This is a genomic window from Nakamurella sp. GG22 (assembly GCF_052976845.2).
The window spans coordinates 24,077-50,136 of the sequence record NZ_JBRIIO020000022.1; the positions used below are offsets into that span (position 1 = coordinate 24,077).

Here is a 26,060-nt window from a genome sequence, read left to right on the forward strand (position 1 = left end):
GTCAGCGTGCCATCTCCCGGCCACCTATGAGAACCGCGCGGACATCGGCCAGTGCACCGATGCCGGCCCGCAGGTCTCCATCCACGATCAGGATGTCGGCGTCATAGTCCTTGCGCAGCAGGCCTTTCCGGTCACCCACCCCGCAGGCGCGGGCCGCGATCGAGGTCGATGCGGCGAGCGCCTCGGCCGCTGTGGCGCCCGCGTCCACGAAGAATTCCGCCGAGCGGCGGAGGTTGCCGTGAGCCATGAACGGGTTGATCCCGGAGTCGGCCCCGGTCACGAAGGTGACCCCCGCGTCGCGCATCCGTGCCACCATCGCCAACCGGATCGCCCGGAAGCCCTCCGGGGTGGTGCCCATCCGCTTGATCATGTCCCGGATGGCCTGCGGCGCCCTGTCGATGGCGTCGGCCGGCGGCGAGCCGAACGCCCCGCCGACGACGATCCCGCTGCGGACCATCGTGTCCAGCGCGTCGTCGCCGATGTCCACGCCGGTCCCGGTCAGGCAGCTGCAGTGCTCGATGCCGTCGACGCCGACCTCGATTGCCTGCAGCACGGCCGGGAGTCCGTGCGCGTGCGCGGTGACCGGCAACCCGGCGGCGTGGCTGCGATCGACCAGGAAGCGGAAGTCCTCGGTGCTGAACTGGGTGTGCAGCACATCGGTGCCGGGGGTCGTCATCCCGCCGCTCGCCATCACCTTGACGATGTCGACCCGGCGCTCGACCCGCTCGTCGATCATCCGGGCCAGCGACGCCCGGTCCGCCACCTCGCCGCCCATGTAGTGGCAGTGCCCACCGGGACTGGTCAGCGGCGGGCCCGAGCCGAGGATGGTGGGCTCGAGATCAGAATCGCCGCGGTCCCGGCGGTCGACGACGCTGTAGTCGCGGTCCCCCAGGTCGCGCACGGTGGTGACCCCGGCGGCCAACTGGCGACGCAGCGATTCGGTGATCACCGCGTCGATCTCCTCCGCGGTGAACCCGGCGACCTTGTCGAGCGCGCTGAACGTGCTGTCGGCGACGAGGTGCGCGTGGGTATCGATCAGGCCCGGGAGAACGGTGCCGTCCCGGACCTCCCGGATGTCGATGCCCTCGGGCAGGTTCGGCAAGCCGTCCTCGACGCCGACGATCCGGCCGTCGTCGACGACAACCGTGGCGTCATCGGCGGCGAAGTCCTCACCGTCGAACAATCGTGACGTTCTGATCGCCAACATCGGTCCGGAGTACTCCGGACCGATGGCTCCGTCAACCTAGAATCGGTGGTTGTGGACCCCTACTTCGGCCTGACGAGCGGCACGGTGCTCGACGGCCGGTACCGGGTCGGGGCGCTGATCGCCCGGGGCGGGATGTCGATGGTCTACCGCGGCGTCGACACCAGGCTGGACCGCCCGGTCGCGATCAAGGTGATGAGCCCGCAATACGTCACCGACCAGGCATTCCTCACCCGGTTCGAGCGCGAGGCGCGGCTCGCGGCCTCCCTGGGACACAGCGGCGTGGTGGCGGTCTACGACCAGGGCCGGGACGGCGACCTGGTGTTCCTGGTGATGGAACTGGTCGACGGCGGAACGCTGCGCGACCTGTTGCGCGAGCACGGGTCGCTGTCGGTTCCCGTGACGCTGTCCGTGCTCGAGCCACTGCTGGCCGCGCTGGGTGCGGCGCACGCCGCCGGGCTGGTGCACCGGGACGTCAAGCCGGAGAACGTGCTGATCTCCTCCCGCGGCGAGGTGAAGATCGCCGACTTCGGACTGGTCAGGGCGGTGACGTCACAGACCATGGCGACCGGTGACGTCATCCTCGGGACCGTCGCCTACCTCTCCCCCGAGCAGGTCGCCACCGGCGCCGCCGACCCGCGATCCGACGTCTACGCGACCGGCGTGATGGCGTACGAGATGCTCACCGGCACAACTCCTTTCGCCGGCGACACGCCGATGTCGGTGGCCTACCAGCACGTCCATTCCGACGTGCCGCCGCCCGCCGACCGGGCCATCGGGACGCCGCAGGCGCTGGACGAACTGATCGTCGCGGCAACCAGGCGCAATCCAGCGGCCCGCCCGCGCGACGCGTCCGCCTTCCTCGCGGCACTGGTCGGTGTCAGGTCCCAACTCGGCCTGCGCAGGGTGCCGGTGCCCGTTCCGCACCGTCCCGCGGTGCTGGCCGGGGTCAGCGGTACCCGGGTGTTCGCCGGGCCGCCGCCGACCGCGCCGGCCCCCTTCCACCCGGCACCGGCACCGGCACCGGCGCCGGCACCGAGCCCCACGCAGGGACCGGCACCCGCCCCCACCGCCGTGACCCGCAGACCGGTGGCGGCGAAGTCCCTGCGCCGCCGGCGATGGTTGATCGCCATCCTGGTGATCCTGTTGCTGGGAATCAGCGCGGCCGCCGCTGGCTGGTGGCTCGGCGGCCGGTGGGCGGCGACGCCCGCCGCGGTCGGCCTGACCCGGATACAGGCCGAGGCACTCATCCGGGACGCCGGGCTGGTGCCCAGGGTCAGCACCGGTCACCAGAACACGGTGCCCGCCGGGGTGGTCGCCAGTTCGGAGCCGGACGCCGGGTCGCGGCAGCTGCGCGGGTCCGAGGTCGACCTGCTGGTGTCCAGCGGGCGGCCCGAGGTGCCGGCGATCGCCGCCGGCATCGACCCGGCGGCCGCGGCGGCGGCGGTGAAGGCGGCCGAACTGACCGCTGTCGTCGGCGCCGACAAGTCATTCGACGACACGGTTCCGGCCGGCGCGGTCGTCCGCACCGATCCCAAGGCCGGGACCGCCCTGCCGGTCGGCGGCCGCGTCACGCTGGTGCTCTCGGCCGGACCGGCCCCGTTGAAGGTCCCCGACGTCACCGGCAAATCCGCCGAGGACGCCGAGAACAAGCTCAAGGTCGCGGGTTTCGCGCTCGGACCGCGGCAGCGCACCTTCGACCCGGTCGCCGAACCCGGCGCGGTGCTGGGCTCGACGCCCGGTGCCGGTACGACGGTGCCCAGGGGCAGCACGGTGTCGCTCAAGGTCGCCGACGCGCTGACCGTGCCCGACGTGCGCGGGACCGCCACCGAGGATGCCGTCGCGGCACTGGAAAAGGCCGGTTTCACCGTCACCGTCGGCAATCCGGCCTTCGACCGGGAGATCGACGCCGGCGACATCCTGCGGACCGACCCGGGTCCGGGGACCAGGGTCGACCCGAACGGCGCGGCCATCTTCCTGGTGCCCTCCAATGCCGTCGCCGTTCCCGAGTTGACCGGCGGCACGGTGGCTCAGGCGGAACAACAGGCTGCGGCGCTGGGGCTTTCGCTCAGTGTCAGCGCGCTGTTCGGGGCCGAGGACGCGACCGTTTGGGATCAGAGCCCTGGCGCGGGCGGCCGGGTGGAGCCCGGTGGCACGGTCAGCGTTTCGGCGTTCCCGTAGCGCTTTCGGTCGACGTCAGCCGCGGAGCATCTCCGCCACCAGGAAGGCCAGTTCCAGCGACTGCTGGGTGTTCAGCCGCGGGTCGCAGGCGGTCTCGTAACGTCCGGCGAGATCGGCATCGGAGATCTCCTGTGCGCCGCCCAGGCACTCGGTGACGTCCTCACCGGTCAGCTCGACGTGGATGCCGCCGGGGTGCGTGCCCAGTTCGCGGTGCACCTCGAAGAATCCCTGCACCTCATCGACGATGCGGTCGAAATGCCTTGTCTTGTAACCGGTCGAGGCCTCGTGGGTGTTGCCGTGCATCGGATCGCACTGCCAGATGACCTGGTGTCCCGACGCCTGCACCTTCTCGATGATCGGCGGCAGCACGTCCCGGACGGCGCCGTTGCCCATCCGGGAGATCAACGTCAGCCGGCCCGGCTGGTTGCGCGGGTCGAGCAGCTCGACATACTCGACGGCCTGTTCGGGGGTGGTACCCGGACCGATCTTCAGCCCGATCGGGTTCGACAGGAGTTGCGCGAACGCGATGTGCGCACCCTCCAACTGGCGGGTGCGCTCACCGACCCACAGGAAGTGCCCCGACAGGTCGTACAGCCGCGGCTCGTCGTGCCGGGTGTCCAGCCGCAGCATGGCGCGCTCGTAGTCCAGCAGCAGCGCCTCGTGGGACGCGAAGATGTCCACCTGGTGCAGGGAGTGACTGTCGACGCCGCAGGCCGACATGAACCGCATCGCCCGGTCGATCTCGCCCGCCACCCGCTCGTACCGCTCCCCCGCCCTGGAGGTCAGCACGAACTCCTGGTTCCACTCGTGCACCCGCGCCAGGTCGCCCATCCCGGTGCTGGTCACCGCCCTGACCAGGTTCATCGCGGCCGAGGAGTTCGCGTACGCCCGCACCATCCGGGACGGGTCGGCGACGCGCGCCTCCGGGGTAGTCGCCAGCGAGTTGATGATGTCGCCGCGGTAGGACGGCAGGCCCAGCGAGTCGGTGCCCGACGAACGCGGTTTGGCGTACTGGCCGGCGATCCGGGCGACCTTGACGACCGGCATCGAGGCGCCGTAGGTGAGCACCACCGCCATCTGCAGCAGGGTGCGGATGTTGCCCCTGATGTGCGGCTCGGTGTTGTCGACGTAGGTCTCCGCGCAGTCGCCGCCCTGCAGCAGGAAGGCCTCACCGCGGGCGACGGCGGCCAGCTGATTCGCCAGGTTGTCCACCTCGGCGGGCACCGTCACCGGCGGCACGGCCTCCAGCACCGCCCGCACGGCGAGCACCTGCTCGGGATCCGGCCACTCCGGCTGCTGCGCGGCCGGCCGTGCCAGCGCGTCATCGAGGCGGTCGCGCAGCTCCTGCGGCAGCGGCGGAAGGCTCGGCAGGATGTCGGCCGGGATGTCGATCGTCCAGTTCACGGGGACCAGCCTAGGCCGAAAAACGAGCGGCTCAGGCCGGGTACTTCCGCGCCTCCAGCGCGTCCTGCGCCACCCGCCACCTCGCGTAGGCCAACCGGGCATCCGCGAGCGCGTCGTGCCGGTCGGCGCCGGGACCCGGAATGGGCGGCGAACCGGCGGCCTCCCAGTGCTGACGGATCTCCCGGGTCAGCCGGGGGACGTCCCGCGGCAGGTCGGGCATCGCACCCCACAGCTGGGCCAGCACGACGTGGTCGTAGGCGGCGAACCAGGCCCACAGTTCGATGGGCTCCCCCGGCGCGGACAGGAAGGCGTAGAGCTCGTCACGGATCGACGAGCGCGACCGCCATGCCTTGTCGGCGGGCGACGGCAGCTTGTCCAGGACGTGCCGGCGGACCCACTGGTTCGCCTTCCCAGGGTCGAACTCCGTCGAGACGGCGTAGAACTCGCGGCCGTCCTCGGCGATCACACCGATCGAGACCAGCTCGATCGTCCGACCGTCTTCGAGGAACTCGCAGTCGTAAAAGTACCGGGCGACCAACTCCGGTCAGCCGGCCTTGGTGCCGGGCAGCCGGGTGACGGTGCCGGGGCCGCGCCCCTCCGCGGTCACCGGCGGCTGTCCCGCCTCGACGGCGGCAGCATCGGCCTTGACCTTGGCGGCGTACACGTCGACGTATTCCTGGCCGCCGAGTTCCATCAGGCGGTACATGATCTCGTCGGTCATCGACCGCTCGACGAACCTGTCGCCCGCCATGCCCTCGTAGCGGGAGAAGTCCAGCGGCCGGCCGACGATCATCGCGATGCGCCGCGGCCGCCACATCTTCGATCCGATCGGGTTGACCTTGTCGGTACCGATCATCACCAGTGGGATGACCGGGACACCGGCCTCGAGAGCCATCCGGGCCACGCCGGTCTTGCCCTTGTACAGCCGGCCGTCGGGCGAGCGGGTGCCCTCGGGGTAGATACCGAGGATGTGCCCCTCCTTCAGCAGCCGGACGCCGGTGTCCAGCGCCGCGCGCGCCGCCGAGGCACCGCTGCGGTCGACCGGGACCTGACCCATGCCGCTGAAGAACGCCTTCTTGAACGCCCCCTTGATGCCCTTCTCGGTGAAGTACTCCGCCTTCGCGAGGTAGGTGACCCGGCGTTTGATGTGCAGCGGGGTGAAGAAGGAGTCCGCAACGGACACATGGTTGCCGGCCAGGATGGCCGCGCCGTGCTCCGGGATGTACTCCGCGCCGATGACCTTGCAGGGGAAGAAGAGTCGGAGAAGCGGCCCGAGCAGGACGTACTTCATCAGTTTGTAGAGCACGCGGGAAGGCCCCTTAGCTCGCCGGTCACGATTGCGACAACCGTACGCCGCTGCGCAACCCGGCGCCCCCACCGCCACGCGTGCGACCATGGACTCCATGCACGTGACAGCTCGGGAGCGTAGATGACCGACCTTCCCCCCGACCGTGGGCGAACGGCCTTTCGCTACGACGGCAACGACGTCGGCGTCCTGCTCATCCACGGATTCACCGGTGCTCCCGGTTCGATGCGCCCGTGGGCCGACCACCTCGTGGCGGAGGGCTACACCGTTTCGCTGCCGGTGCTCCCCGGCCACGGCACCAGGTGGCAGGACGCGAACCGGACGACGTTCGACGACTGGCTCGCCGCCGTCACCTCCGAACTGCGACAGCTGACCGAACGCTGCCGCTCCGTCGTGGTCGGTGGGCTGTCGATGGGCGGAACCCTGACCCTGCGACTTGCCGAGCTCTATCCCGACGCGATGGCAGGCATCATGCTCGTCAATCCCTCTGTCCTGACCCTGCACTGGGAGGCCAAGCTGCTGCCGGTGCTGCACCGGGTGCTGCCGTCGTTCCCGCCGATCAAGGGCGACATCGCGAAGCCCGGGACGGTCGAGCCCGGCTACACCCGGCTGCCGGTCAAAGCCATGCATTCGCTCTGGCGCGCCTGGCCCGTCGTCCGGCAGGACCTCGACAAGGTGACGGCGCCGGTCCTGCTGCTGCACTCGCGGGTCGACCACACCGTCGAGCCGATCAACTCGCAGATCGTCCGCGAGGGCCTGCGGTCCACCGAAGTCACCGACATCGAACTCGAACGCAGCTATCACGTTGCCACGCTGGACTACGACGCCGAGTTGATCTTCAGCTCGTCGGTGGAGTTCATCGAGAAGGTCACCGCGGGCCTGCCGTGACGACCGCACCGGGAGAAGGCGAGGACTTCTCGAACCAGGACGAGCAGCCGGGGCCGCAGGCGTGGCGCAGCCACCCGTCCGACGCCGACGTCGACGCGGCGTTCGCGCAGATCATCTCGGGCCTCATGGTGGAGGGTGGGCCCGGACGGCACCCCTCCGCCGGCGGGTCCGCCGCGGGACTGGACGACCCACCTGCACCGCCCCCTCCCCCGCAACGCGGCGAAACCGGCGCCGAACGGGCCAGGCGCCGCGAACTCCGCAGGCTGGAAAGGGCCGAGGAGGTCGCCGAGTTCGCGGCCCGGCAGGCCGAGGTGGACGCCGAGAGAGAAGCCGACGAAGCACATTTCACGCCACCGGAGCCGCCGCCGCTGCCGCGGCCCAAGGGCCGCACGATCGGGGCAGTGCTGATGATCGTCGCCGGGATCGTGCTGTTGGCCAAGCCCGGCCTGCTGGCGATCGGGCCCGACCTGGTGCTGGTGATGGCCGCCGGGCTGCTGCTCGGCGGTGCCACGCTGCTGCTCACCGGGATCTGGCGCCGGCGGGGCGCGGAGGACGGGGACGACGGCGCGATCGTGTGACCCGGAGACGACCGGTCAGTGACCGGCGGCCAGCAATGCCGCGCCCAGGATGCCGGCCCGGTCGCCGAAGCGGGCCAGTTCGACCCTGGGCACCGGGCGGTGCCCGGCGCCGGTGATCGACCCGGCGAACTCCGAGACCGCCAAAGGCAGGAACATTCCCGCCGCGCTGGCGACTCCTCCGCCGATCACGATCATCTCGGGATCGAGGACATCGGTCACCAGGGCCAGCCCGACCGCCAGCCAGTGCCCGAGATCGTCCATCGCGGCCAACGCGGCAGGGTCCCCCTCGGTGGCCGCGATGGCCACCATCGTCCCGGTCAGCGCGCCAGGGTCGTTGCCGCTGAGCTGACGCAGCACAGGCGCATCGCCGGTGGACATCAGGTCCCGCGCGGTCTCGGCGAGCGCGGTGCCGGAGCAGTACCGCTCCCAGCATCCCCGCTTCCCGCACGGGCAGGCTCGGCCGTCCGGCACCACCGTCAGGTGACCGAGTTCGGGTGCGACACCGTGTGCACCGCGGTAGATCTCACCGTCGATGATCAGGCCGGCGCCGATGCCGGTCCCCAGCGCGATCAGCAACGCGATGGACGCGCCGGCCGACGCGCCGCGGCGGTACTCGGCCCAGGCGGCTGAGTTCACGTCGTGGTCCATCACCACCGGCAGCTGCACCCTCGAGGAGATCCGCTCCGGCACGTCGGCGTCACGCCAGGCCAGGTGCGGGGCGAACATCACCTTCTGCCGGTCGCGGCTGATGAACCCGGCGACCGCCAGACCCACCGCGGAGACCGGATGGGTGCCGGCGAGCTTCCCGATCAGCGTGACGAGGCAGTCCTCGGTCTCCCGCTCGGTGTGCGGGGTGGCGTCCCGCAGCGATGCGTGGATCTCCCCGTCGGCGTCGATGACGGCGGCGCGCACCGACGTTCCGCCGATGTCTACCCCGATCGTCGCCGGAACAGCCTTGCCGCTCATGAGATGTCGATGTGTTCGAGGCCCCCGCGACGCGGTGGGGGCGGGCCGGGATCGGGCCGGGGCGGGTCGGTGGCAGCCGCGCCGTCGGGCTCGGGGATCAGCGATCGCAACGTCCGGACTATCAGCAGGGCCCCGTCGACGAGGCGCGCCGTTGCCTCCGGCCGCTCCCCGCGGAGCACCGCGACGAACCGGCACAGCGGGCACGCCGTGCACGAAGCACCCTGCACCGACCCGCACTCCGGGCATCGACCCGCGGCGTCGGTGGTCTCCTGGGCCGCACCCTCGGCCGGTTTCATCGACGACAGCCGGTCCGCGACGACGTCGAGCAGCATGGCGGCCTCCTGGGCCAGCGGCCCGACGGCGGGCTGCTCCGGCGGCTGGTCGCCGGTCAACCGGCACCGACCAGGGACGAGGCGGCAAGACTGGCGGGCCAGAGGTCGGGGTCGGCCGCGAAGTCGATGATCAACCTGCCCTGCTGGAAGCTCGCCCCCTCGGTGCTGCAGCGCTGCAGCACCGACGGCAGTGCGATCCGGCGACGGACGTCGCCGACCGTCACGACAAGATCGGTTCCCGACCGGGACAGCGCGATGTCGCCGCGTTCCACCAACGGCAACGGCAACGAGAGCTGGTACCACCCGTCGGATCCGCTCACCTGGATCCCGAGCGGCGTCCCACCTCCGGACATCGGGTCGACGTCGGCGAACATGACCGATGCCAGCTCCGAAAGACGCTGCACGCCAATGGGTTCCACCGGACTCTGGGCAACCCGGCGGATCGGCACACCGGCGAACGACTCGAGCACCTGGGTCATCGTCTCCCGCTGTCCCTCGCGCTGCCGGCGCAGGAACTCACCGCCGACGCCACGCGGCAGCAGCCGGTTGACGGTGACCGCCTCGACCCGGAAGCCGTGCAGCGAGAGCGCGGTGAACAACCGCCTGGCCTCGGCGACGACGACCCGCTCGGGCGTGAGCACCAGCCGCACACCCGTCACCGCAGGGTCGGCCAGCAACGCGCGGGCCGCCATCAGCTCTGCCAGCAGGTCGCCCATCGCATCCCTGACCGTCGCGCTGGGCCCGGCACCCGGCGAACCGGTGAACGACGCCGCGATGGTGCGCAGCACCCGCTGCGGTGCGCCCAGCAGGCGCTGTGCATAGAAACCGATCGTCTCGGGCAACGCCAGCAGGCGGAGGGTCTCACCGGTGGGCGCGCAGTCGACGACGATGACGTCGAACTCCCCGGACTCGGCGAGCCGGCGCAGCTCGAGCAGGGCGACGATCTCCTCGGCCCCCGGCAGCACCGTCAGCTCCTCGGCCTGCACCTCGGCCATCCCGCGGGCGGCCAGCACGCCGACCAGGTAGCTGCGGATGTGTGACCAGCTCTGCTCGAAGCGGCCCCGGGTGTCGACCTGGGCAGCCCACAGCCCCGGCATCCCGGGGACCGGGGTCGGGTCGGCGTGCACCGGGACGCCCAGCACATCCGCGATCGAGTGCGCCGGGTCGGTCGACAGCAGCAGCGTCCGCGCGCCTCCGGTGGCACAGGCGATGGCCGTGGCCGCCGAGATGGTGGTCTTGCCGACGCCGCCCTTGCCGGTGTGCAGGGCGATCCTCATCCGCCCTCGACCCTCTTGCGCAACTCCTTGAGCGCGGTGTCCAGGATGACCCGCTCGGCCTTGCGGCGCAGCACCCCGACCATCGGCAGCATCAGGTCGACCGCCAGGGTGTACGTGACCTCGGTGCCCTGGTCGGTCGTGCGCAGCACGTACGACCCTTCCTGCGACTTCTGGAACTGTCCCGACACCAGGGTCCAGGAGACCGACATCCCATCATCGGGCCAGGTGTACGCCAGCTCGTAGGTGTCCTTCACCAGGCCGGCGTCCAGGCTGAAGCGCACCTGATTCGCGCGCTTGCCGTCCCCCGGGTCGGTGATCTCGACGGCCTTGACCGCCCCCGTCCAGTGCGGATACGCCTCGAAATCCGCGATCACATCCATGATCTCTTCGGGTTCGGCAGCCATGGTCAGTGTCTGCGAGGAGGGTGTGGCCATGGAGGAAGGCTACCCACGTCGTTGACGCTCGGCTGCACACCTCCCGGCAGCGCGGTGACCGGCGCGAACGTTCAGCTCAGCCAGACTTCGAACGGTTGGGGAAAGCGTTGGAAGTGCCCCACATTCACGCATTCGGTGAACCGGTGACGGGTGCGCCGGGCGATCGGCTGGTGGACGTGACCGAACACCGCCATCGTCGGGCCGTGCTCCTCGATGGACTCGCGCAACCCCGGCCCGAACATCTCCAGCCGTCCGGGCACGACGTCGTACCGCAGCCGGGCGAGCCCGGGCGGCACGTGCGAACAGAGGATGTCGACCGGGCCGACCGCACGAACCGCGGCGGCGAAATCCTCGGCCGAGCGGATCAACGGCTGCCAGACCGAACTGGGCGGGCGGAACGGGTGGCCGGGCCGCGACGACCCACCGGCGACGAAACCGAGCCGTCGACCGGCGATCTCGACCACCTCGCCGTCGAGGTAGGGCTGCTCGTTGCCGGCGACCTCGTTCCAGACCGCAGCCACGTCGACATTGCCCAGGGTCAGCAGCGCATCGGGGCCGACGGCGTCCAGCACCTCCCGATACCGGGTGGCGACAACGTCGGTCAAGGTGCCGACCGGGTCGGGGATGCCCGCCCACAGGCGGTGATTCAGCTCGCGCAGCGCCGTGAAGTCGCCGGCCAGCCTTAGCGCGATGAACTCGTTCACCCGCCGTTCACCGAAGATCCGGCCCAGGATGCCGGCCGACGCGTCGTGATAATCGACGTAATCGAGCAGGTCGCCCAGCACGACCAGCTGCTCGGAGCGGCGCGCTACGTCGGCCAGGCCGTCGATGTTGCCGTGGATGTCAGAGACGAACGAGAGCCGCACAGTTCGCCAGGGTAAGCGGACTCAGCGGTTGACCTTGTGGCCGGTCGGGTTCGGGCCGGCCGCGGCGAGCGGCACGACCTTGATCGGCACGCCCGGCATCGAAGCGTGCAGCACCTTGCCGTCACCGACGTACATGCCGACGTGCGACACCGGTGAGTAGAAGGTGACCAGATCGCCGGGCTGCAGCTGGTCGAGCGGGATCTCCGGCAGTGCGTCCGCCTGCGCCGCGCTGTTGCGCGGGATCTCCACGCCGGCCTGGCGCCATGCCCACATCATCAGGCTCGAGCAGTCGAAGCTGTCCGGTCCCTCGGCCGCCCACACATACGGCAGGCCCTGCCTGCTCAGGGCTGCCTCGACCGCGATACCGGCCTGGGTGCTCGGTGCGTGCCTGGCCGCCCAGGCGGAGAACTCCGGCCCGGTCGCGACGGGGGCCACGTCGTCGGCGAGTCCACTGCGATCGCGCTGCGCCGCCTGCTCGGCCTGCCTGGTCTGCGCGGCGGCGTCGAGGTTCGCCGCCTCGGCACCGGCGACGGCGGCACTGATGTCCGCGGTCGAGAGCCGGGCGTACGCGAGTTGGTAGCCGGCGATCTCCTTGTCGAGCTTGGCCTTGCCGGTGTCCAGTGCGACCCTGGCCGCCTGGGCATCTGTCGTTGCCTTGTCGGCGGCCTTCTTCGCCCGCTCGGCCTGATCCTGTGCGGACTGTGCCGTGGCGCGCGCCTTGTCGGCCGCGGTGCGGGCGGCCAGCGCACCGGTGAGCGTGTTCTGCTGGTCTGTCGCGACCTGGCTGAGGGAGCTCGCCTGGTCGAGGTAGTCCTCCGGCGACGCGGCGGTGAGCAGCACGGACAGATCCGTCAGCCGCGCGCCCTGGAAGCTGGCGTTCGCGAAGGAGTCGACCTTGCGTTGGTAAGAGGCGACGACCGCGTCCGCCTCGGCAACCTTGCGTTGTTCGCCGGCCGTACGGTCCGCAGCCGCCTTCACCTTCGCGCCGGCCGCGGCAGCGTCCTTCTTGGCGGCTGTGACGGCTGCCTCGGCGGCCAGCACCTGCTCGTTGTAGGCCTCCGAACGCCGAGCGGCGTCGAGCCAGGCCTGCTTGGCCTCCTCGGCGGTGTTCGGTGCGGCGGGTGCCGGTGCGGCGGGTGCTGGTGCGGCGGGCGCTGCGGGTGCCGGTTCTGCGGCGGCGGGCAGCGCGGCCCCCATGCCGAGGACGACGGCCGACAGCAGAATCGCGCTGGACGTGCGGAAGGCGCGCAGGGAGTACCTGCTGTGGTGCGTCCTCACGGAGGGTGGGCCTTTCTTCCTTCGCCGCCGACCGGGTTAGCTGACGGATTCGGGCCAGGAAGTAGCCCTACCCCCGTCGGTCGGCGCAGGCCGCCGGCGGGCGATTCACCCCACTGCAATCTGGGTCCCCGGTTCGAGGCCGCGCAGGAGCGCGGCAACATCGATTAGGCAGTGACCATGGGGGCGCCCTCGTGGCGATCCGCAATCCAAGGTCACGATGAGGTTACGATCCCGCGTCGGTAGCAGGCAATACCCGAATGGGCCTTGAGCGTTCTGGTGCAGCGTGCTGCGTCATCATTGAGCACGAAACGATTACGGCTTGTGACTGATCTCACCGCTCGATCGTGGATCGGTCACGATGACAAAAGGGTGGCCAGCCGGTTCGCCGACCGGTCCCAGTTCCATTCCCTGCCCACCCAGGCGCGACCGTTGGCGCCCCACTCGGCCGCACGACCCCGGTCGGTCAGCAGCGCCGTCGTCGCGTCGGCCACCGCGACGACGTCCCGGCCGTTGACGACCAGGCCGGTCACGCCCTGCCGGACCGTTTCCGGCGCGCCGCCCGAGCTCCCGGCGATCACCGGCAGACCGCTTGCTGATGCTTCCAGGAAGACCAGTCCCAGGCCCTCCACGTCCAGTCCCGATCCGCGCGTCCGGCAGGGCATCACGAAGACGTCACCGGCCGTGTAATGACCGGGCAGATCGGGCCACGGCACCCGGCCGGCGAAGACGACCCGCTCGGTGAGCGCCAACCGGTGCACCAGGCTCCGGAGCCGCCCGCCGTTCGGCCCGTCCCCGACGATCAGCAGCCGGAGGTCGGGCACCTGTCGCGCGATGGCGGGCAGCGCGCGGATCAGGGTGTCGTGACCCTTGCGGGCGACCAGCCGGGACACCGAGACCAACAGCGGCGCGGCGCCGAAACCGTACCGGGCGCGGACCGCCTGCCGGGCCGCGGGATCGGGCCGGAAGGTGTCCACCCGGACCCCGGGCGGCAGGTACTCCAGCGCTGCGCAGGGCCCCAGCGCGGCGGAGATCCGCCGCCGGGCGTAGTGGCTGACGAACGTCAGGACGTCATTGGCCCGGCCGATCCTGCGCAGTGCCTGCCTGCCCACCGGGACCATCGACCAGCCGACCTCGTGTCCGTGCGTGCTGGCCACCGTCCGGACGACGCCCTCGGGGCGCAGCGCCGGCGTCAGCAGACCGAGGGGTGCCGCCGCTCCGTACCAGACCGCACCGATCCGGTGTTCCCGGACGAGTTCGACGGCCCTTCGCCGGACGTCCCCGCCCGGCAGCATCAACGGACCGGGATGCCGATAGATCGGAAACGGTTGCCGCGCATCGAATTCCGCGGCACCGGACCAGTGCGGGGCGTAGACGACCAGCGAATCGGTCGGCAACCGCTCCGCCAGAGATTGAACGTAGGACTGGATCCCACCCGCCCGTGGCGGGAAGTCGTTGGTCACCAGCAACGTTCGCCGCACGGAGTGCAGAGTAGCCCCGGGCGGCCGGACCGCGGGTCAGCCGACCCGGTGGCCCGTCGGGTTCGGGCCCGCCCCTTCGACAGAGGTGATGTAGACCGGGCGGGACTCGGTGGAGGCGTGGATGACCTGGCCCCCGCCGATGTACATCGCGACGTGGCTGACCGGCGAGTAGTAGGTGACGAGATCGCCAGGCTGCAGCTCACTCAGTGACACCTGGGGCAGACCTGCCTGGCCACCGGAGGTCCGCGGGATGGTGACCCCGGCCTGCGCCCAGGCCCATGAGGTCAGACCGGAGCAGTCGAACGCGCTCGGACCGGCCGCGCCGTAGACGTAGGCCGACCCCTCCTTGGACAGTGCGGCGGCGACAGCGGCCGACGCCGCGGAGTTGCCGGACGGTGCGGCGGGTGCCGGCGCGGGTGCCTCGGAGGAGGGCTCGGCCGCCGGTGCTTCGGCGGGAGCCTCCTCGGCAGGAGCCTCCTCGGCCGGGGCCGCCTCGGCCGGGGCCTCTTCGAGCGGGGCGCGATCGGCCCGGTCGGCGGCGACGGGCGCGGGCGCCTCGGCAGCTGCCTGCTCCGCTGCTGCGGCTTCGGCGGCGGCCGCTGCGGCCGCTGCCGCTTCCTCGTTCGCCCGGCGTTCGGCCTCTTCGGCCGCCTGCCGCTCCTGCTCGGACAGCGACTCGTAGAGCTCCTTGTACCTGGCCGCCTCGGCGTCCAGGGTCGACTTGCGCGCGGTGGCGTCGTCGGTGGCCTTGGCGGCGGCGGTTCGGGCCGCGTCGGCGTCCGTCTTGGCCTTCTCGGCCGCGGCCTGCGACGCGGTGGCGTCCGTCTGGGCCTGCGCGGCTGCGTTCTTCGCGGCTTCCGCGGCGTCGAGGGTGACCTGGGTGTCGGCGGCGACCCGGTCGAGCGAACTGACCTGGTCGAGCAGGTCGTCTGCGGAACCAGCGGTCAGCAGGGCCGACATCTGGCTGAGCCGCGCGCCGCGGAAGCTGGCGTTGGCGAATGCGTCGACCTTCTCGCGGTAGGCGGCCGCGGCGCGGTCGGCGGCGGCGGAGCGCTCCTTCGCCTTCTCGGCCGCTGCGGCGGCGGAGGTGACCTGCTTGCCCGCGGTGGACGCGGCGGCGACGGCGGCCTTCTCGGCCTCCTGCGCGACCAGCACCTGCTCATTGAGCTCGCCGGCCCGCCGGGCACTGTCCAGATAGGCCTGCTGGGCCTCGTCGGACGTCACCGGCGTCTCGGGTTCGGCCATCGCGGAGCCGCTCCACAGGAGACTGAAAGTCAATGCGGCGGCTGTGCCGAGCGCAATTCCCCTCGTACGCCACCGCGCCGGTCGAAGCGCAGCAGAACGAGAGCCGAGATCACTGGTCGCCAAGGCAGGCGTACCTTCCTTTTCGCCGCCTACCGGGTTAGCTGACGGATTCGGGCCAAGGAAGTAGCCCTACCCCGGGAGGTGCTGCGCGCAGCACACCGCCGGGGATTCACCCCACAAACGAAACCTGGTTCCCCGGTTCGGCGCAGTGCGTCGATTCGGCGGTGACCCCGCGGACCACCCGAGTGGTGGTCACGATCCAAGGTCTCGGACAGGTTACGAGAAGGACACGCTCGAGTCCAGTACGCATGAGAAAGTTCTGCACAAAGCCTGTTCAACGGCTCCCGGATGGGCATCGAAACCGCCGCTGAACTGGACAAACAGCATCGTGTGTTGGATGGGACACACAGGTTGCGTGAAAGAGACGGCCGTCACATTGTGTAACGCTCGACGTTCGGACTTTCACCCTACGGCGCGATTGCCACGTGGTCGTCCCCTCATGACCTGGTCCTGACCGATGAAGGTCGGCACCATCCGCAGTGGCGGGACAAGGCCGGAGTCGGCGAGCACTCCGAGGGCCGCACGCTCGGTCTCGTCCCATTCCACGCCGTCGGGCGTGCTGCCCAGCAGGGCGGTCACCACGCATCCGCCGCAGGCAGGTCCCCTGACGGCGCAGGTATCGCAGTCGATGTGCATGACGTCGGTTCCTTCCGGTCGCACCCTGGTGGTCTTGTCCACTCCTCGCACGGTAGGTGGGGGCACCGACAGTCCCGTTTTGCGGAACCAGCATGTCTGCGGACCTAGCCGCCTGCGCTCCCTCCGGCGAAGGCCGCGAGCAACACCGGCGAGCCCGCGGTCCGGGCGCCATCCGTGGCCGCACGGTCGGCGACCTCCCGGTCGGAGGTCACGACGGTCACCACCCGGCCGGACGGCTCGGCCCTGACCAGATCGCCGATCACCGTGTCGGCCAGCACCCCTGGAGGCGAGAACAGCACCCGGACTCCCCTGGCGGGGGGCCGCGCCGTCGACACCGCCGCGCCGTCGAAGACCACCGTCACCTCCGCCGACGTCCGGGCCGCGAGCGCACTCAGGGAGCGGGCCAACCGGTCCCGCTGTTCGGACAGTGACAGCTCGGGAAAGCCGGTCTTGGTCACGTTGTAACCGTCGACGATGAGATGTGCCCCGGGCAGACCGGCCCATGCGGTCAGTCTCGCCGGGTCGGCGGTGCGCTCCGCGTCGGCGGACATCCTCGGCAGACCGGCGGCCACCACGTCGGCCGGGGCCGGTCCTCCGCCGATCAGATCCCATTCCCGGCGCAGTCCCGACGCCGCGCCCTCCAGGGCACCCAGCAGGAGTTCGAGGCGGCGGTCCGACGCCGCGCGCCGCTCGCCGGCGGATCGGCGCAGCCGTTCGATCTCCTTGGCCGCGGTCTCTGCTCTGGCGGTGGCCGCCTCCGCCCGCTGCTGCCACACGGCAGCCTCGGCGCGGGCGCTGTCCCGCTCGGCGGCCGCCTCGGCCACCGTGGCCGCCGCCTCCGCGGTTTCCGACTGCAGCTGCTGTTGGAGTTCGCGGATCCGGACCCCCTGTTCGCGCAGCCGCAGCCGTAGCCGTTCGGCCTCGTCCGACCGCTCACCATCGGCCGCGGGCCGGGCACGCAGCTCCGCGGTCGCGCGGTCGAGCCTGCCGGACAGCGATCTCACTTCCTGTTCGAGCTCGACAACCCTTGCCCTGGAACTACCCTCGCGCGACGCCTCCTGGACAGCGGCGAGCAGTTCCGCCTCGTCCGGGAGCCGCAGCAGGTAAGCCCTGGCCGCTGCGCCGACGGGATCGGTGGCCGCCGCTCGCTCGGCGACCAGTGCGCGGAACGCCGGGTCGTTCTGCACCGCCTGCCCGAGCGCAGCCGCGGCGAGCTTGGCGCGTTTGGCCGGCGCGAACCGGGCGACCCTGACCAGCGAGGACGGCACCGCCGCCGGGTCCGCGCCACCGAGCGCCTGCGCCGCCCATTCGACGATCCGCTGGCGGACCGAATCCGGAAGTTCCGTCATCAGGCGGGCAGCCGGGTCCCCGGGTTCGACGGCGCTTCCGGTGGTGCTCACGCCGCCATCCTGACAGCAGGACGGCGGTCGGCCCCGGCGCGCCACCCCTGCACTGTCGTACTGGCGTTCTACGGTTCGCCTCATGTCATTGTTCGTGGATTCCGGGCGGCTTGTCGGGGCGCCGGCCGGTCCCCCATGGGCGGCCGGATTCGACCGGCTTCGCGGAGCCGAACCAATTGTCCGGCCAGGCATCTCGACCCAGCGCAGCTTCGACGAGCTGGGCGAGCCGCTACGGGAGGTCACCTTCGTCGTGGTCGACCTCGAGACGACCGGCGGCTCGAGCCGGACGGAGTCGATCACCGAGATCGGTGCGGTCAAGGTGCGCGGCGGGGAGGTCCTGGGCGAATTCGCGACCCTGGTGGACCCGGGCCGCAGCATTCCACCGCAGATCACCATGCTGACCGGGATCACCGACGCCATGGTCTACGACGCCCCGCGGATCGGCGCCGTACTGCCGGCATTCCTGGAATTCATCCGAGGTTCCGTGCTGGTCGCGCACAACGCCGGGTTCGACGTCGGATTCCTGAAGGCGGCTTGCGCCGGGCTCGGCCTGCCATGGCCCGGGCCGGCGGTGGTCGACACCGTACGACTGGCCCGCAAGGTGCTGACCCGCGCCGAGGCCCCGAGCGTCCGGCTGTCCGCGCTGGCCGCGCTGCTCGGCGCCAGGGTCGCCCCGGACCATCGTGCGCTGACCGACGCGAGAGCGACCGTCGACGTCCTGCACGCGTTGTTCGAGCGTCTCGGATCCCTTGGCGTGCACAGCCTCTCGGAACTGCAGGACGCCGGCCGCGACGTGGCACCGGAGCGCAGGCGAAAGCGGCGACTCGCCGACCACCTGCCACCGACGCCCGGCGTCTATCTGTTCCGCGGACCGGGTGACGAGGTGCTGTACGTCGGGACATCGGGCAACCTGCACCAGCGGGTCCGCTCCTACTTCTCGGCGGCCGAGACCCGGAACCGGATCAAGCACATGGTGACGCTGGCCGAGCGGGTGGACCACGTCGAATGCGCACACGCCCTGGAGGCGCACATCCGTGAGCAGCGGCTGATCGCGATCCACCAGCCGCCGTACAACCGGCGCTCACGCAAACCGGGTGGCGGATGCTGGGTGACGCTGACCGACGAACCGTTCCCACGGCTGAGCATCGTGCGGTCACCACCGGACCGGACGGCCACCTGCCTCGGGCCGTTCCCGTCCCGGCAGGCCGCGCAGACGGCGGTGGAGGCGCTGCAGGACGCGGTGCCCATCCGGCGCTGCACCGCCAGGATCCGGCGGCTCGATCCCGACGGAAGTGCTTGCGCCCTCGCCGAACTCGGCCGCTGCGGCGCCCCCTGCGCCGGATCGGAGAGCACCGATCACTACGCCGGCCACGTCCGGCGGATCGCCGCGCTGGTCGACGGGCTCTCCGACGAGGTGCTGGCCGTGCTGCGCTCGCGGCTGAACGAACTGTCGTACACCGGCCGGTTCGACCAGGCGGCACTGACCCGCGATCGCCTCTCTGCACTGGCATCCGCCGTGGACCGCCGCCAGCGGTTGGGTGCACTGGCCGGCATCGGCGAGGTGGTCGCGGCCAGGCCGGACGAGCTGGGCGGCTGGGACCTGACGGTGATCCGTTACGGGCGCTTCGCAGCGGCCGGACGGGCCCGCCGCGGCGTCGACCCGATGCCGATCGTGGAACTGCTGGTCGCATCGGCCGAGACGGTGCTGCCGGGGCCAGGTCCCCTTCCGGCGGCGTCCGCAGAAGAGACCACCACCCTGCTCCGGTGGGTCGAGCGGCCGGGCGCGCGTCTGGTCCGGACCACGGAAGCGTGGTCCAGCCCCGCGGCGGGCGCCGGCCGATGGCGCTCGTTCATGAAGGCGGCCGAACTGGCCCGTCACACGGTCTCCTGAGGCGCTCCTGATGCGGGGGGTGACATAGCATCGTGCTCCGCCGATTTCCCCGGCGGACGTCGAGAGAGGTCGCGGGCCATGGTGACGGCAATTGTGCTCATCGATGTCGAGGCCGACCGGATCCCGGAAGCGGCACAGGCGATCGCCGACCTGGCCGGGGTCGATCAGGTCTACTCCTGCGCAGGCGATGTCGATCTGGTAGCGATCGTCCGGGCGGCCGACCACGAGGCGATCGCCGACCTGGTGCCGGGCCACATCTCCAAGGTCGCCGGGGTGCTGCGGACCGTCACCCACATCGCCTTCCGCGAGTACTCCCAACGCGATGCCGACGATGCCTTCTCCATCGGGATGCAGTCCTGACCGTTCGCCCGGTCGGGTCAGCCCGCCGCTGACGCGAGCGTCCGCCCGGCGACCACCCATCGCTCGAGAACATCGGCAGCGGCACCGGAGTCCAGCGCTTCGCCGGCCCGCCGCACGCCGGCCCGCAGGTCGGACACCAGGTCTCCGGTCAGACCGGCGTGTGCGGCAAGACCGGCGGCCGCGTTCAGCACCACCGCATTCCGCACCGGCCCGCCGGCCCCGGCGAACAGTTCCCGCGCGACCGCCACGTTCTGCGCCACGTCGCCGCCGCGCAGGTCCGCCGGGTCGGAACGTTCGATACCGAGATCCCGTGGGTCGACGCCGAGCTCCCGCACCGCGCCGCCGCGCACCTCCCACACCGTCGACGTGGTCGTGGTGGTCAGTTCGTCCAGTCCGTCATCGCCGCGGAACAGCAGCACGTCCGACCCGCGGAGCGCGAACACCTCCGCCATCACCGGTGCCATCCGGAGGTTGCCGCAGCCGATGGCACCCGCCGCCGGCTGTGCGGGGTTGGTCAGCGGGCCGAGAAAGTTGAAGACCGTCGGGATGCCCAGCTCGCGACGCGCGGCGCCGGCGTGCCGGAAGGAGGGGTGGAACACCGGGGCGAAGCAGAATCCGATGCCGACCTCGGTCACCGTTGTCGCCACCGCCGCCGCGGGCAGCGAGATCGCCACCCCGAGGCCCTCCAGGAGGTCGGCCGCGCCGCATTTGCTGGAGGCGGCCCGATTGCCGTGCTTCACGACCGGTGCTCCCGCGCCGGCCATCACCACAGCGGCCATCGTGGAGATGTTGACGGTGTTCGCCCGGTCACCGCCGGTGCCGACGATGTCCACGGAACGACCGGGCACGGTGACCCGCACCGCGTGCGACAACATGCTGTCGACCAGTCCGGCGACCTCGACCGCGGTCTCGCCCTTGGCGCGGAGCGCGACGGCGAAACCCGCCAGCTGCGCGGACGTCGCCTCGCCCGCCATGATCGTGTCCATCACCCAGCCGGTGTCGGCGGCGTCGAGGTTCTCGCCCGCGAGCAACGTGCTCAACAGGGCCGGCCAGGACCTCGCCCCGCTCACCGCGGGTGAGGTTCGGTGACCGCGGGGATCAACCCGGCGGCCCGCCGGCGCAGCAGTCCGGCAATGCAGTCGGCCGCCGTCACGGGATCCAGCGGGTGCACCAGGATCTCGTCCGCACCGGCCCAGGTGGCCAGCCAGCGATCGTCCGCCCGGCGCACCACGATCACCACCGGCGGCACGACCGCCGCCTCCTGGTGGATCTGCCGGCTGATGCCGATACCGCCCGTGGGTTGCGCCTCGCCGTCGAGGATCAGCACGTCGGCCAGTTGGCCCTGGGTCGCCATCATCACCTCGTGGACGCCGGAGCATTCGAGGTAGTCGACCCTGCCGACATCCGGCGCCGGCCGACGGCCGATGGCAGTGATGATCCGCTCCCGGACCTCGGGACGATGGCTGTAGACCAACAGCACGGGTTTGCTCACGCCGCTGATGCTAGTGCCCCTCCTCCCGACGGTCCCTGCGCGGCTCGTTTCGACAAGCCGTCGAACCGCCGGGAACGCCCTGACCTGCAACGATCGCGGTGCCGGCAATCCCGCGACCCGCCCGGGTCGTACCCGCAAGCGCATGATCACCGGTGGCAGTCCATAATCCATCTGTGACGACAGCGACCAGCCCCACGGGCCCCTCCGCGATCAGCAGCAGGATCCACACGCTGAACCGCCCGAACATGGTCAGCGTCGGCGTGATCGTGTGGCTCTCCAGCGAGCTGATGTTCTTCGCCGGACTGTTCGGCATCTACTTCACGGTGCGAGCGCAGGCGGCTGAATGGCCCCCGCCGCCGGCGGAACTCAACGTTCCCTACGCCCTGGTCTTCACGATCATCCTGGTGGCGTCGTCGTTCACGTGTCAGTTCGGCGTGTTCGCCGCGGAGCGCGGTGACGTCTTCTCGCTGCGCCGCTGGTATCTGCTGACGCTCCTCCTGGGCACGATCTTCGTGCTCGGCCAGGCCAACGAGTATCGGGTGATGATCACCGAGCACGAGACGACGCTCGCGTCGTCCCCGTTCGGCACCGTGTTCTTCCTGACAACCGGGTTCCACGGACTGCACGTGATCGGCGGCCTGCTGGCCTTCGTGCTGCTGATCGCCAGGACGAAGATCTCCAAGTTCACGCCGGCGCAGGCCACCAGCGCCATCGTGGTGTCCTATTACTGGCACTTCGTCGACGTTGTCTGGATCGGTCTCTTCGCCACCATCTACATCATTCAGTGATAACTCTTCGCATCCGCCGCCGGAACTTCTACAGTAGTTAGAAGTACGGCCGACCGGCATTCCCGCGGAGCACGCCGCACAGCACCACCGCGACGTCCCGCACCCGCCAGCCGCAGCTACCGAGCACGAGGTGTCAGAAAGAATGTCGGTCAACGACACACCGCCCACGGGCGGCCGATCACGAGCGCTCCGTCGTACGAAGGCCGTGCGCCGGATCACCGGTGCGCTCGCGCTGATGTTCGCGCTCACCACGGTCGCCTTCGTCTACAGCGCCTTCACGTCGAACAGCAACGAGGCGGTCGCCTCCGACGTGGACGCGGCGCTGGCTGCCGAGGGCCAGTCGCTGTACCAGAACTCCTGCATCAGCTGCCACGGCGCGAACCTTCAGGGTGTGGTCGGGCGCGGACCGTCGCTGGTCGGTGTGGGCGAGGCCGCGACCTACTTCCAGGTCTCGAGCGGACGGATGCCGGCGGCGATCAACGGCGCGCAGATCCAGCGCAAAGAGCCGGTGTTCGATGCGGAGCAGACCGACGCCCTTGCCGCCTACATCCAGCAGAACGGCGGCGGCCCGGTGATTCCTGTCGGGGACCTGCGGGCACCGGACCAGATCGCCCGCGGCGGCGAGCTGTTCCGGCTCAACTGCGCCTCGTGCCACAACTTCACCGGTCAGGGCGGCGCACTGTCGCAGGGCAAGTACGCGCCCAACCTCGACCCGGCAACGGATCGGCAGATCTGGGGCGCGATGCTCAGCGGCCCGCAGAACATGCCGGTCTTCGGTGACAACCAGCTGACTCCCGACGAGAAGCGGGCGATCATCACCTATATCCAGAACAACAAGGAGACGATCGATCCGGGCGGGTACACCGCCGGCGGCTTCGGTCCCGCCCCCGAAGGTCTGATCGCCTTCCTGGTCGGCATGGGCGCCATCGTCGCGGCGACGCTGTGGATGGGATCGAAGGCATGAGCGGCAACCCGAACCTGCAGATCCCGGATGCGGCCGAACGCGCGAAGATGTCGCGCGAGGAGCTCAGCGCCCTCGGCATGGCGTTGGACGGCGTCGAGCTTGTCGAGTACGGCGAGCGCTACGTGCCGGGCTCCCCCGCCGAGAAGCGCGCAGAACGGTCCGTCGCGATCTGGTTCCTGCTCGCGGCGCTGTTCGCGGTCATCTTCATCGTCGCCTTCATCTGGTGGCCGAGTGAATGGGTGCCGGCGGAGTCGGACGGCGAGCTGGCGTATGCCCTCTACACCCCGATCATCGGCGCGACCCTCGGGCTGACGGTGCTGTGCTTCGGCATCGGGATCGTCGCGCTGGCCAAGAAGGTCATGCCACACGAGGTCGCGGTCCAGCAGCGGCACGTCGGCCTGTCCGATGAGGTCGACCGGCAGACGCTGGCCGCCCAGGTGCTCGACACCGGCGACAAGGCCGGCGTCAAGCGCCGCGGGGTGATCAAGGGATCGCTGCTGCTGGCCGGCGGTGGTCTCGGGGTCGCGGCCGTTGTCCCGATCCTCGGTGGCTTCATCAAGAACCCGTGGGCCGAGCGCGCCGATTCTCCGCTCTGGGTCACGCCGTGGGCACCGGCCGCTGACGGCACCAAGGTTCGGATGGTGCAGATCGACGGAACACCGGTCCGCCCTGAGGATCTCGATGCCGGCTCGATGGCCACCGTCTTCCCGGGCGTTCCGGGCGGTGCCAAGGCCTCGGACGCCGCGGTGATGCTGTTCCGGCTGCGGTCCGACTCCGTCGTTCGGATCCGGGACGGCCAGCAGGGGTTCCAGTTCGGCGACTACTACGCCTACTCGAAGATCTGCACGCACGTCGGTTGCCCGGTCTCGCTGTACGAACAGCAGACCGGCCGGGTGCTGTGCCCGTGCCACCAATCGCAGTTCAACCTGTACGAGGGAATGTTCCCCGTGTTCGGACCCGCGGCCCGCCCGCTCCCCCAGCTCCCGATCGAGCTGGACGAAGAGGGCTACTTCGTCGCCGCCGGTGATTTCGTCGAAGCAGTCGGTCCCGGTTTCTGGGAAAATGGCAAGTTTCCCGCGTGGTATTCCGAACCCAAGGAGACAAGCGGATGAGCCGCCTCACCACCCCCACCAAGGCGTCAGCCGGCCCGTCCGTTGTGCAAAAGGCACTCGACGGCGCCGACATCCGCTACCACGGAGCCCGTCCGCTGCGGACGGCACTCAACAAGGTCTTCCCGAGCCACTGGTCGTTCATGCTCGGCGAGGCCGCCCTGTACTCGTTCATCGTCGTGCTGCTGTCCGGCGTCTACCTGTCGCTCTTCTTCGACCCGTCGATGGCGGAGACCGTCTATCAGGGCGTGTACGAAAAGCTTCGCGGTGTTCCGATGTCGATGGCCTATGCCTCGACCCTGGACATTTCCTTCGAGGTACGCGGCGGTCTGCTGATCCGGCAGATCCACCACTGGGCAGCGCTGCTGTTCATCTTCTCGATGCTGATCCACATGATGCGGATCTTCTTCACCGGCGCGTTCCGTAAGCCGCGTGAGGCGAACTGGGTGATCGGCGTCCTGCTGCTGGTGCTGGGCATGGCCGAGGGCTTCCTCGGCTACTCGCTGCCGGACGACCTGCTGTCCGGCACCGGCCTGCGTGCCGTCAGCGCCTTCATCCTGTCGATTCCGGTGATCGGGACCTGGACGCACTGGGCGGTGTTCGGCGGCGATTACCCGGGCGAGATCATCATCCCGCGCTTCTACTCGCTGCACGTCGTGCTGCTGCCCGGGATCATTCTCGCCCTGGTCGGCGTACACGTCGCCCTGGTCTGGTTCCAGAAGCACACACAGTTCCCGGCTGCGCGAGCCACCGAGAACAACGTCGTCGGCCTGCGGGTCCTGCCGTCGTTCGCGGCCAAGGGGGGCGGCTTCTTCGCCGTCGTCTTCGGCATCATCATCATGATGAGCGGCCTGTTCCAGATCAATCCGGTGTGGAACCTCGGTCCGTACAACCCCTCTCAGGTCTCCGCCGGTGTTCAACCGGACTTCTACATGGGCTTCCTGGACGGGATGGTCCGAATATGGCCGGACTGGGAAGTCAGAAACCTGTTCGGGCACTACATGATCCCGTCGGTGTTCTTCCCGTCGATAGCCGGCGCGACGCTGCTGATGATCATCGTCATCGCCTATCCATGGATAGAGAAGGCATTCACGAAGGACAACGCGGTGCACAACCTGCTGCAGCGTCCGCGCGACGTACCGGTCCGCACCGCGCTCGGCGCCGCGTTCATGGCCTTCTACATCGTCAACCTGATCAACGGTGCGAACGACCTCTTCGCATTCAAGCTGGACATCTCGTTGAACGTCATGACGTGGATCGGTAGGGTCGGCTCCATCCTCGGCCCGGTGATCGCGTACATCGTGACGTACCGGTTGTGCCTGGGCCTGCAGCACTCCGACCGTGCCGTTCTCGAGCACGGTATCGAGACGGGCATTCTCAAGCGGCTGCCGAGCGGTGAGTTCATCGAAGTCCACCAGCCGCTCGGCCCGTTGGACGATCACGGACATCCGATTCCGCTGGCCTACCAGGGTGCCTCGGTGCCCAAGCGGATGAACCAGCTCGGATCGGCGGGTGTCGCGGTTCCCGGGCTGCTCAGGCCGGCGGATGAGACCGGGACGATCGCCTACGACGACGAGCTCCATCCGGTACCCGAGATCGAGGCCGCCGCGAAGCGGTAGCTCCGCTCGGTTCTCAGCAACGACTCTGCCCCGCCACGACCATCGTGGCGGGGCAGAGTCGTCTCTGCACTTCTGTAGCGACAGAAAATAATTGGTGTGAGTTTCGTGTGAATGCCGTTCTCTCGGGAACTTATCCGGTGCTCACCACATCGACTCCTCCCCAGAGGTCAGCCATGGCATTCGACGCCGAATCAGGCTGCGGCCCCGGCAATCTCGCGCACAGGCACCCAGCCGCTCGCGATCG

General features: G+C 70.2%; 25 protein-coding genes and 2 riboswitches. Of the genes, 9 read left to right on the top strand and 16 right to left on the bottom strand.

From position 1 onward, the window contains the following. Position 1: 1 nt before the first annotated feature. Positions 2-1,207 carry an amidohydrolase family protein gene (locus tag ACVBEQ_RS19975; RefSeq protein WP_447155059.1) on the bottom strand — a complete coding sequence of 402 codons (1,206 nt, stop codon included), beginning with the start codon at positions 1,205-1,207 and terminating at the stop codon, positions 2-4. 45 nt (positions 1,208-1,252) lie between these two features. Between ACVBEQ_RS19975 and pknB the strand changes: the two genes are divergently transcribed. Beyond that, entirely contained in the window at positions 1,253-3,385 is a 2,133-nt protein-coding gene (pknB, locus tag ACVBEQ_RS19980) for a Stk1 family PASTA domain-containing Ser/Thr kinase (RefSeq protein WP_447155060.1), read from the top strand. Positions 3,386-3,400: 15 nt separating this feature from the next. Here pknB and ACVBEQ_RS19985 read toward each other — a convergent pair whose 3' ends face one another. From ACVBEQ_RS19985 to ACVBEQ_RS19995, 3 genes are read right to left on the bottom strand one after another with little or no spacing between them, the layout of a single operon-like run. After that, a complete protein-coding gene (locus tag ACVBEQ_RS19985) occupies positions 3,401-4,789 on the bottom strand; it encodes a class II 3-deoxy-7-phosphoheptulonate synthase (protein ID WP_447155061.1) in 1,389 nt (462 codons plus the stop codon). Between the two features lie 31 nt (positions 4,790-4,820). Next, positions 4,821-5,327 carry a polyadenylate-specific 3'-exoribonuclease AS gene (locus ACVBEQ_RS19990; protein ID WP_447155062.1) on the bottom strand — a complete coding sequence of 169 codons (507 nt, stop codon included), beginning with the start codon at positions 5,325-5,327 and terminating at the stop codon, positions 4,821-4,823. Between the two features lie 6 nt (positions 5,328-5,333). Beyond that, entirely contained in the window at positions 5,334-6,095 is a 762-nt protein-coding gene (locus ACVBEQ_RS19995; RefSeq protein ID WP_447155063.1) for a lysophospholipid acyltransferase family protein, read from the bottom strand. A 123-nt stretch (positions 6,096-6,218) separates the two neighbouring features. On the opposite strand from ACVBEQ_RS19995, the gene ACVBEQ_RS20000 reads away from it, so the two are divergent. Together ACVBEQ_RS20000 and ACVBEQ_RS20005 are read left to right on the top strand one after the other, a co-directional pair. After that, a complete protein-coding gene (locus ACVBEQ_RS20000) occupies positions 6,219-6,983 on the top strand; it encodes an alpha/beta hydrolase (RefSeq protein ID WP_447155064.1) in 765 nt (254 codons plus the stop codon). Next, positions 6,980-7,561, top strand: coding sequence for a hypothetical protein (locus ACVBEQ_RS20005; protein WP_447155065.1), 582 nt, complete (start codon positions 6,980-6,982; stop codon positions 7,559-7,561). The genes ACVBEQ_RS20000 and ACVBEQ_RS20005 overlap by 4 nt, the downstream gene beginning before the upstream one ends. A gap of 15 nt (positions 7,562-7,576) precedes the next feature. Here the strand turns inward: ACVBEQ_RS20005 and ACVBEQ_RS20010 are convergent, their stop codons facing one another. The 10 genes from ACVBEQ_RS20010 to ACVBEQ_RS20055 all read right to left on the bottom strand — a co-directional run bounded on the left by ACVBEQ_RS20010 (position 7,577) and on the right by ACVBEQ_RS20055 (position 17,593). Further along, positions 7,577-8,527 carry an ROK family protein gene (locus ACVBEQ_RS20010; protein WP_447155066.1) on the bottom strand — a complete coding sequence of 317 codons (951 nt, stop codon included), beginning with the start codon at positions 8,525-8,527 and terminating at the stop codon, positions 7,577-7,579. Next, positions 8,524-8,919: a hypothetical protein gene (locus tag ACVBEQ_RS20015; protein WP_447155067.1), complete on the bottom strand. Its 396-nt coding sequence runs from the start codon at positions 8,917-8,919 to the stop codon at positions 8,524-8,526. Before ACVBEQ_RS20015 ends, ACVBEQ_RS20010 begins: the two co-directional genes overlap by 4 nt. Beyond that, positions 8,916-10,136 (bottom strand): ArsA family ATPase, encoded by a 1,221-nt coding sequence (locus tag ACVBEQ_RS20020; protein ID WP_447155068.1) that lies wholly within the window; start codon positions 10,134-10,136, stop codon positions 8,916-8,918. The genes ACVBEQ_RS20015 and ACVBEQ_RS20020 overlap by 4 nt, the downstream gene beginning before the upstream one ends. Further along, entirely contained in the window at positions 10,133-10,570 is a 438-nt protein-coding gene (locus tag ACVBEQ_RS20025; protein ID WP_447155069.1) for an SRPBCC family protein, read from the bottom strand. The genes ACVBEQ_RS20020 and ACVBEQ_RS20025 overlap by 4 nt, the downstream gene beginning before the upstream one ends. Positions 10,571-10,641: 71 nt before the next feature. Next, on the bottom strand, positions 10,642-11,436 hold the full coding sequence (locus ACVBEQ_RS20030) for a metallophosphoesterase family protein (protein WP_447155070.1): 795 nt from the start codon (positions 11,434-11,436) through the stop codon (positions 10,642-10,644). Positions 11,437-11,457: 21 nt separating this feature from the next. Continuing rightward, entirely contained in the window at positions 11,458-12,714 is a 1,257-nt protein-coding gene (locus tag ACVBEQ_RS20035; RefSeq protein WP_447155071.1) for an NlpC/P60 family protein, read from the bottom strand. 10 nt (positions 12,715-12,724) lie between these two features. Beyond that, positions 12,725-12,895, bottom strand: a riboswitch (cyclic di-AMP (ydaO/yuaA leader). A gap of 172 nt (positions 12,896-13,067) precedes the next feature. Further along, the gene (locus tag ACVBEQ_RS20040) at positions 13,068-14,192 is read right to left on the bottom strand and encodes a glycosyltransferase family 4 protein (RefSeq protein WP_447155072.1); all 1,125 of its coding nucleotides are present in this window, start codon (positions 14,190-14,192) and stop codon (positions 13,068-13,070) included. A 36-nt stretch (positions 14,193-14,228) separates the two neighbouring features. Then, positions 14,229-15,437 (bottom strand): C40 family peptidase, encoded by a 1,209-nt coding sequence (locus ACVBEQ_RS20045; protein WP_473163194.1) that lies wholly within the window; start codon positions 15,435-15,437, stop codon positions 14,229-14,231. A 131-nt stretch (positions 15,438-15,568) separates the two neighbouring features. Then, a riboswitch (cyclic di-AMP (ydaO/yuaA leader) is annotated at positions 15,569-15,731 on the bottom strand. A 228-nt stretch (positions 15,732-15,959) separates the two neighbouring features. Continuing rightward, positions 15,960-16,235, bottom strand: a complete 276-nt coding sequence (locus tag ACVBEQ_RS20050) for a hypothetical protein (protein ID WP_447155074.1) — start codon at positions 16,233-16,235, stop codon at positions 15,960-15,962. A 62-nt stretch (positions 16,236-16,297) separates the two neighbouring features. After that, complete coding sequence (locus tag ACVBEQ_RS20055; protein ID WP_447155075.1) at positions 16,298-17,593, bottom strand: NYN domain-containing protein; 1,296 nt, start codon at positions 17,591-17,593, stop codon at positions 16,298-16,300. Between the two features lie 82 nt (positions 17,594-17,675). On the opposite strand from ACVBEQ_RS20055, the gene ACVBEQ_RS20060 reads away from it, so the two are divergent. Further along, positions 17,676-19,484: a DEDD exonuclease domain-containing protein gene (locus tag ACVBEQ_RS20060; protein WP_447155076.1), complete on the top strand. Its 1,809-nt coding sequence runs from the start codon at positions 17,676-17,678 to the stop codon at positions 19,482-19,484. Between the two features lie 78 nt (positions 19,485-19,562). Continuing rightward, positions 19,563-19,844, top strand: a complete 282-nt coding sequence (locus ACVBEQ_RS20065; protein ID WP_447155077.1) for an Lrp/AsnC family transcriptional regulator — start codon at positions 19,563-19,565, stop codon at positions 19,842-19,844. A 17-nt stretch (positions 19,845-19,861) separates the two neighbouring features. On the opposite strand, the gene trpD is transcribed toward ACVBEQ_RS20065, so the two are convergent. Next, entirely contained in the window at positions 19,862-20,914 is a 1,053-nt protein-coding gene (trpD, locus tag ACVBEQ_RS20070; protein WP_447155078.1) for an anthranilate phosphoribosyltransferase, read from the bottom strand. Next, positions 20,911-21,336, bottom strand: coding sequence for a DNA-binding response regulator (locus ACVBEQ_RS20075; protein ID WP_447155079.1), 426 nt, complete (start codon positions 21,334-21,336; stop codon positions 20,911-20,913). Before ACVBEQ_RS20075 ends, trpD begins: the two co-directional genes overlap by 4 nt. A 173-nt stretch (positions 21,337-21,509) precedes the next feature. Here ACVBEQ_RS20075 and ctaE point away from each other — a divergent pair, with 173 nt between their 5' ends. From ctaE to qcrB, 4 genes are all read left to right on the top strand, one after another. Then, entirely contained in the window at positions 21,510-22,124 is a 615-nt protein-coding gene (gene ctaE, locus ACVBEQ_RS20080) for an aa3-type cytochrome oxidase subunit III (protein WP_447155080.1), read from the top strand. Positions 22,125-22,266: 142 nt separating this feature from the next. After that, on the top strand, positions 22,267-23,088 hold the full coding sequence (qcrC, locus tag ACVBEQ_RS20085) for a cytochrome bc1 complex diheme cytochrome c subunit (protein ID WP_447155081.1): 822 nt from the start codon (positions 22,267-22,269) through the stop codon (positions 23,086-23,088). After that, positions 23,085-24,200, top strand: coding sequence for a cytochrome bc1 complex Rieske iron-sulfur subunit (gene qcrA, locus ACVBEQ_RS20090; protein WP_447155082.1), 1,116 nt, complete (start codon positions 23,085-23,087; stop codon positions 24,198-24,200). The genes qcrC and qcrA overlap by 4 nt, the downstream gene beginning before the upstream one ends. After that, positions 24,197-25,816 (top strand): cytochrome bc1 complex cytochrome b subunit, encoded by a 1,620-nt coding sequence (gene qcrB / locus ACVBEQ_RS20095; protein ID WP_447155083.1) that lies wholly within the window; start codon positions 24,197-24,199, stop codon positions 25,814-25,816. Before qcrA ends, qcrB begins: the two co-directional genes overlap by 4 nt. Positions 25,817-26,060: the final 244 nt, after the last annotated feature.

Bases quoted from the DNA above. Each gene is read 5' to 3' on its own strand.
- ACVBEQ_RS19975 (WP_447155059.1), bottom strand. From the start codon at position 1,207: ATGTTGGCGATCAGAACGTCACGATTGTTCGACGGTGAGGACTTCGCC.
- ACVBEQ_RS20000 (WP_447155064.1), top strand. From the start codon at position 6,219: ATGACCGACCTTCCCCCCGACCGTGGGCGAACGGCCTTTCGCTACGAC.
- ACVBEQ_RS20010 (WP_447155066.1), bottom strand. From the start codon at position 8,527: ATGAGCGGCAAGGCTGTTCCGGCGACGATCGGGGTAGACATCGGCGGA.
- ACVBEQ_RS20020 (WP_447155068.1), bottom strand. From the start codon at position 10,136: ATGAGGATCGCCCTGCACACCGGCAAGGGCGGCGTCGGCAAGACCACC.
- ACVBEQ_RS20025 (WP_447155069.1), bottom strand. From the start codon at position 10,570: ATGGCCACACCCTCCTCGCAGACACTGACCATGGCTGCCGAACCCGAA.
- ACVBEQ_RS20045 (WP_473163194.1), bottom strand. From the start codon at position 15,437: ATGGCCGAACCCGAGACGCCGGTGACGTCCGACGAGGCCCAGCAGGCC.
- ACVBEQ_RS20060 (WP_447155076.1), top strand. From the start codon at position 17,676: ATGTCATTGTTCGTGGATTCCGGGCGGCTTGTCGGGGCGCCGGCCGGT.
- ACVBEQ_RS20065 (WP_447155077.1), top strand. From the start codon at position 19,563: ATGGTGACGGCAATTGTGCTCATCGATGTCGAGGCCGACCGGATCCCG.
- qcrC (WP_447155081.1), top strand. From the start codon at position 22,267: ATGTCGGTCAACGACACACCGCCCACGGGCGGCCGATCACGAGCGCTC.
- qcrA (WP_447155082.1), top strand. From the start codon at position 23,085: ATGAGCGGCAACCCGAACCTGCAGATCCCGGATGCGGCCGAACGCGCG.
- qcrB (WP_447155083.1), top strand. From the start codon at position 24,197: ATGAGCCGCCTCACCACCCCCACCAAGGCGTCAGCCGGCCCGTCCGTT.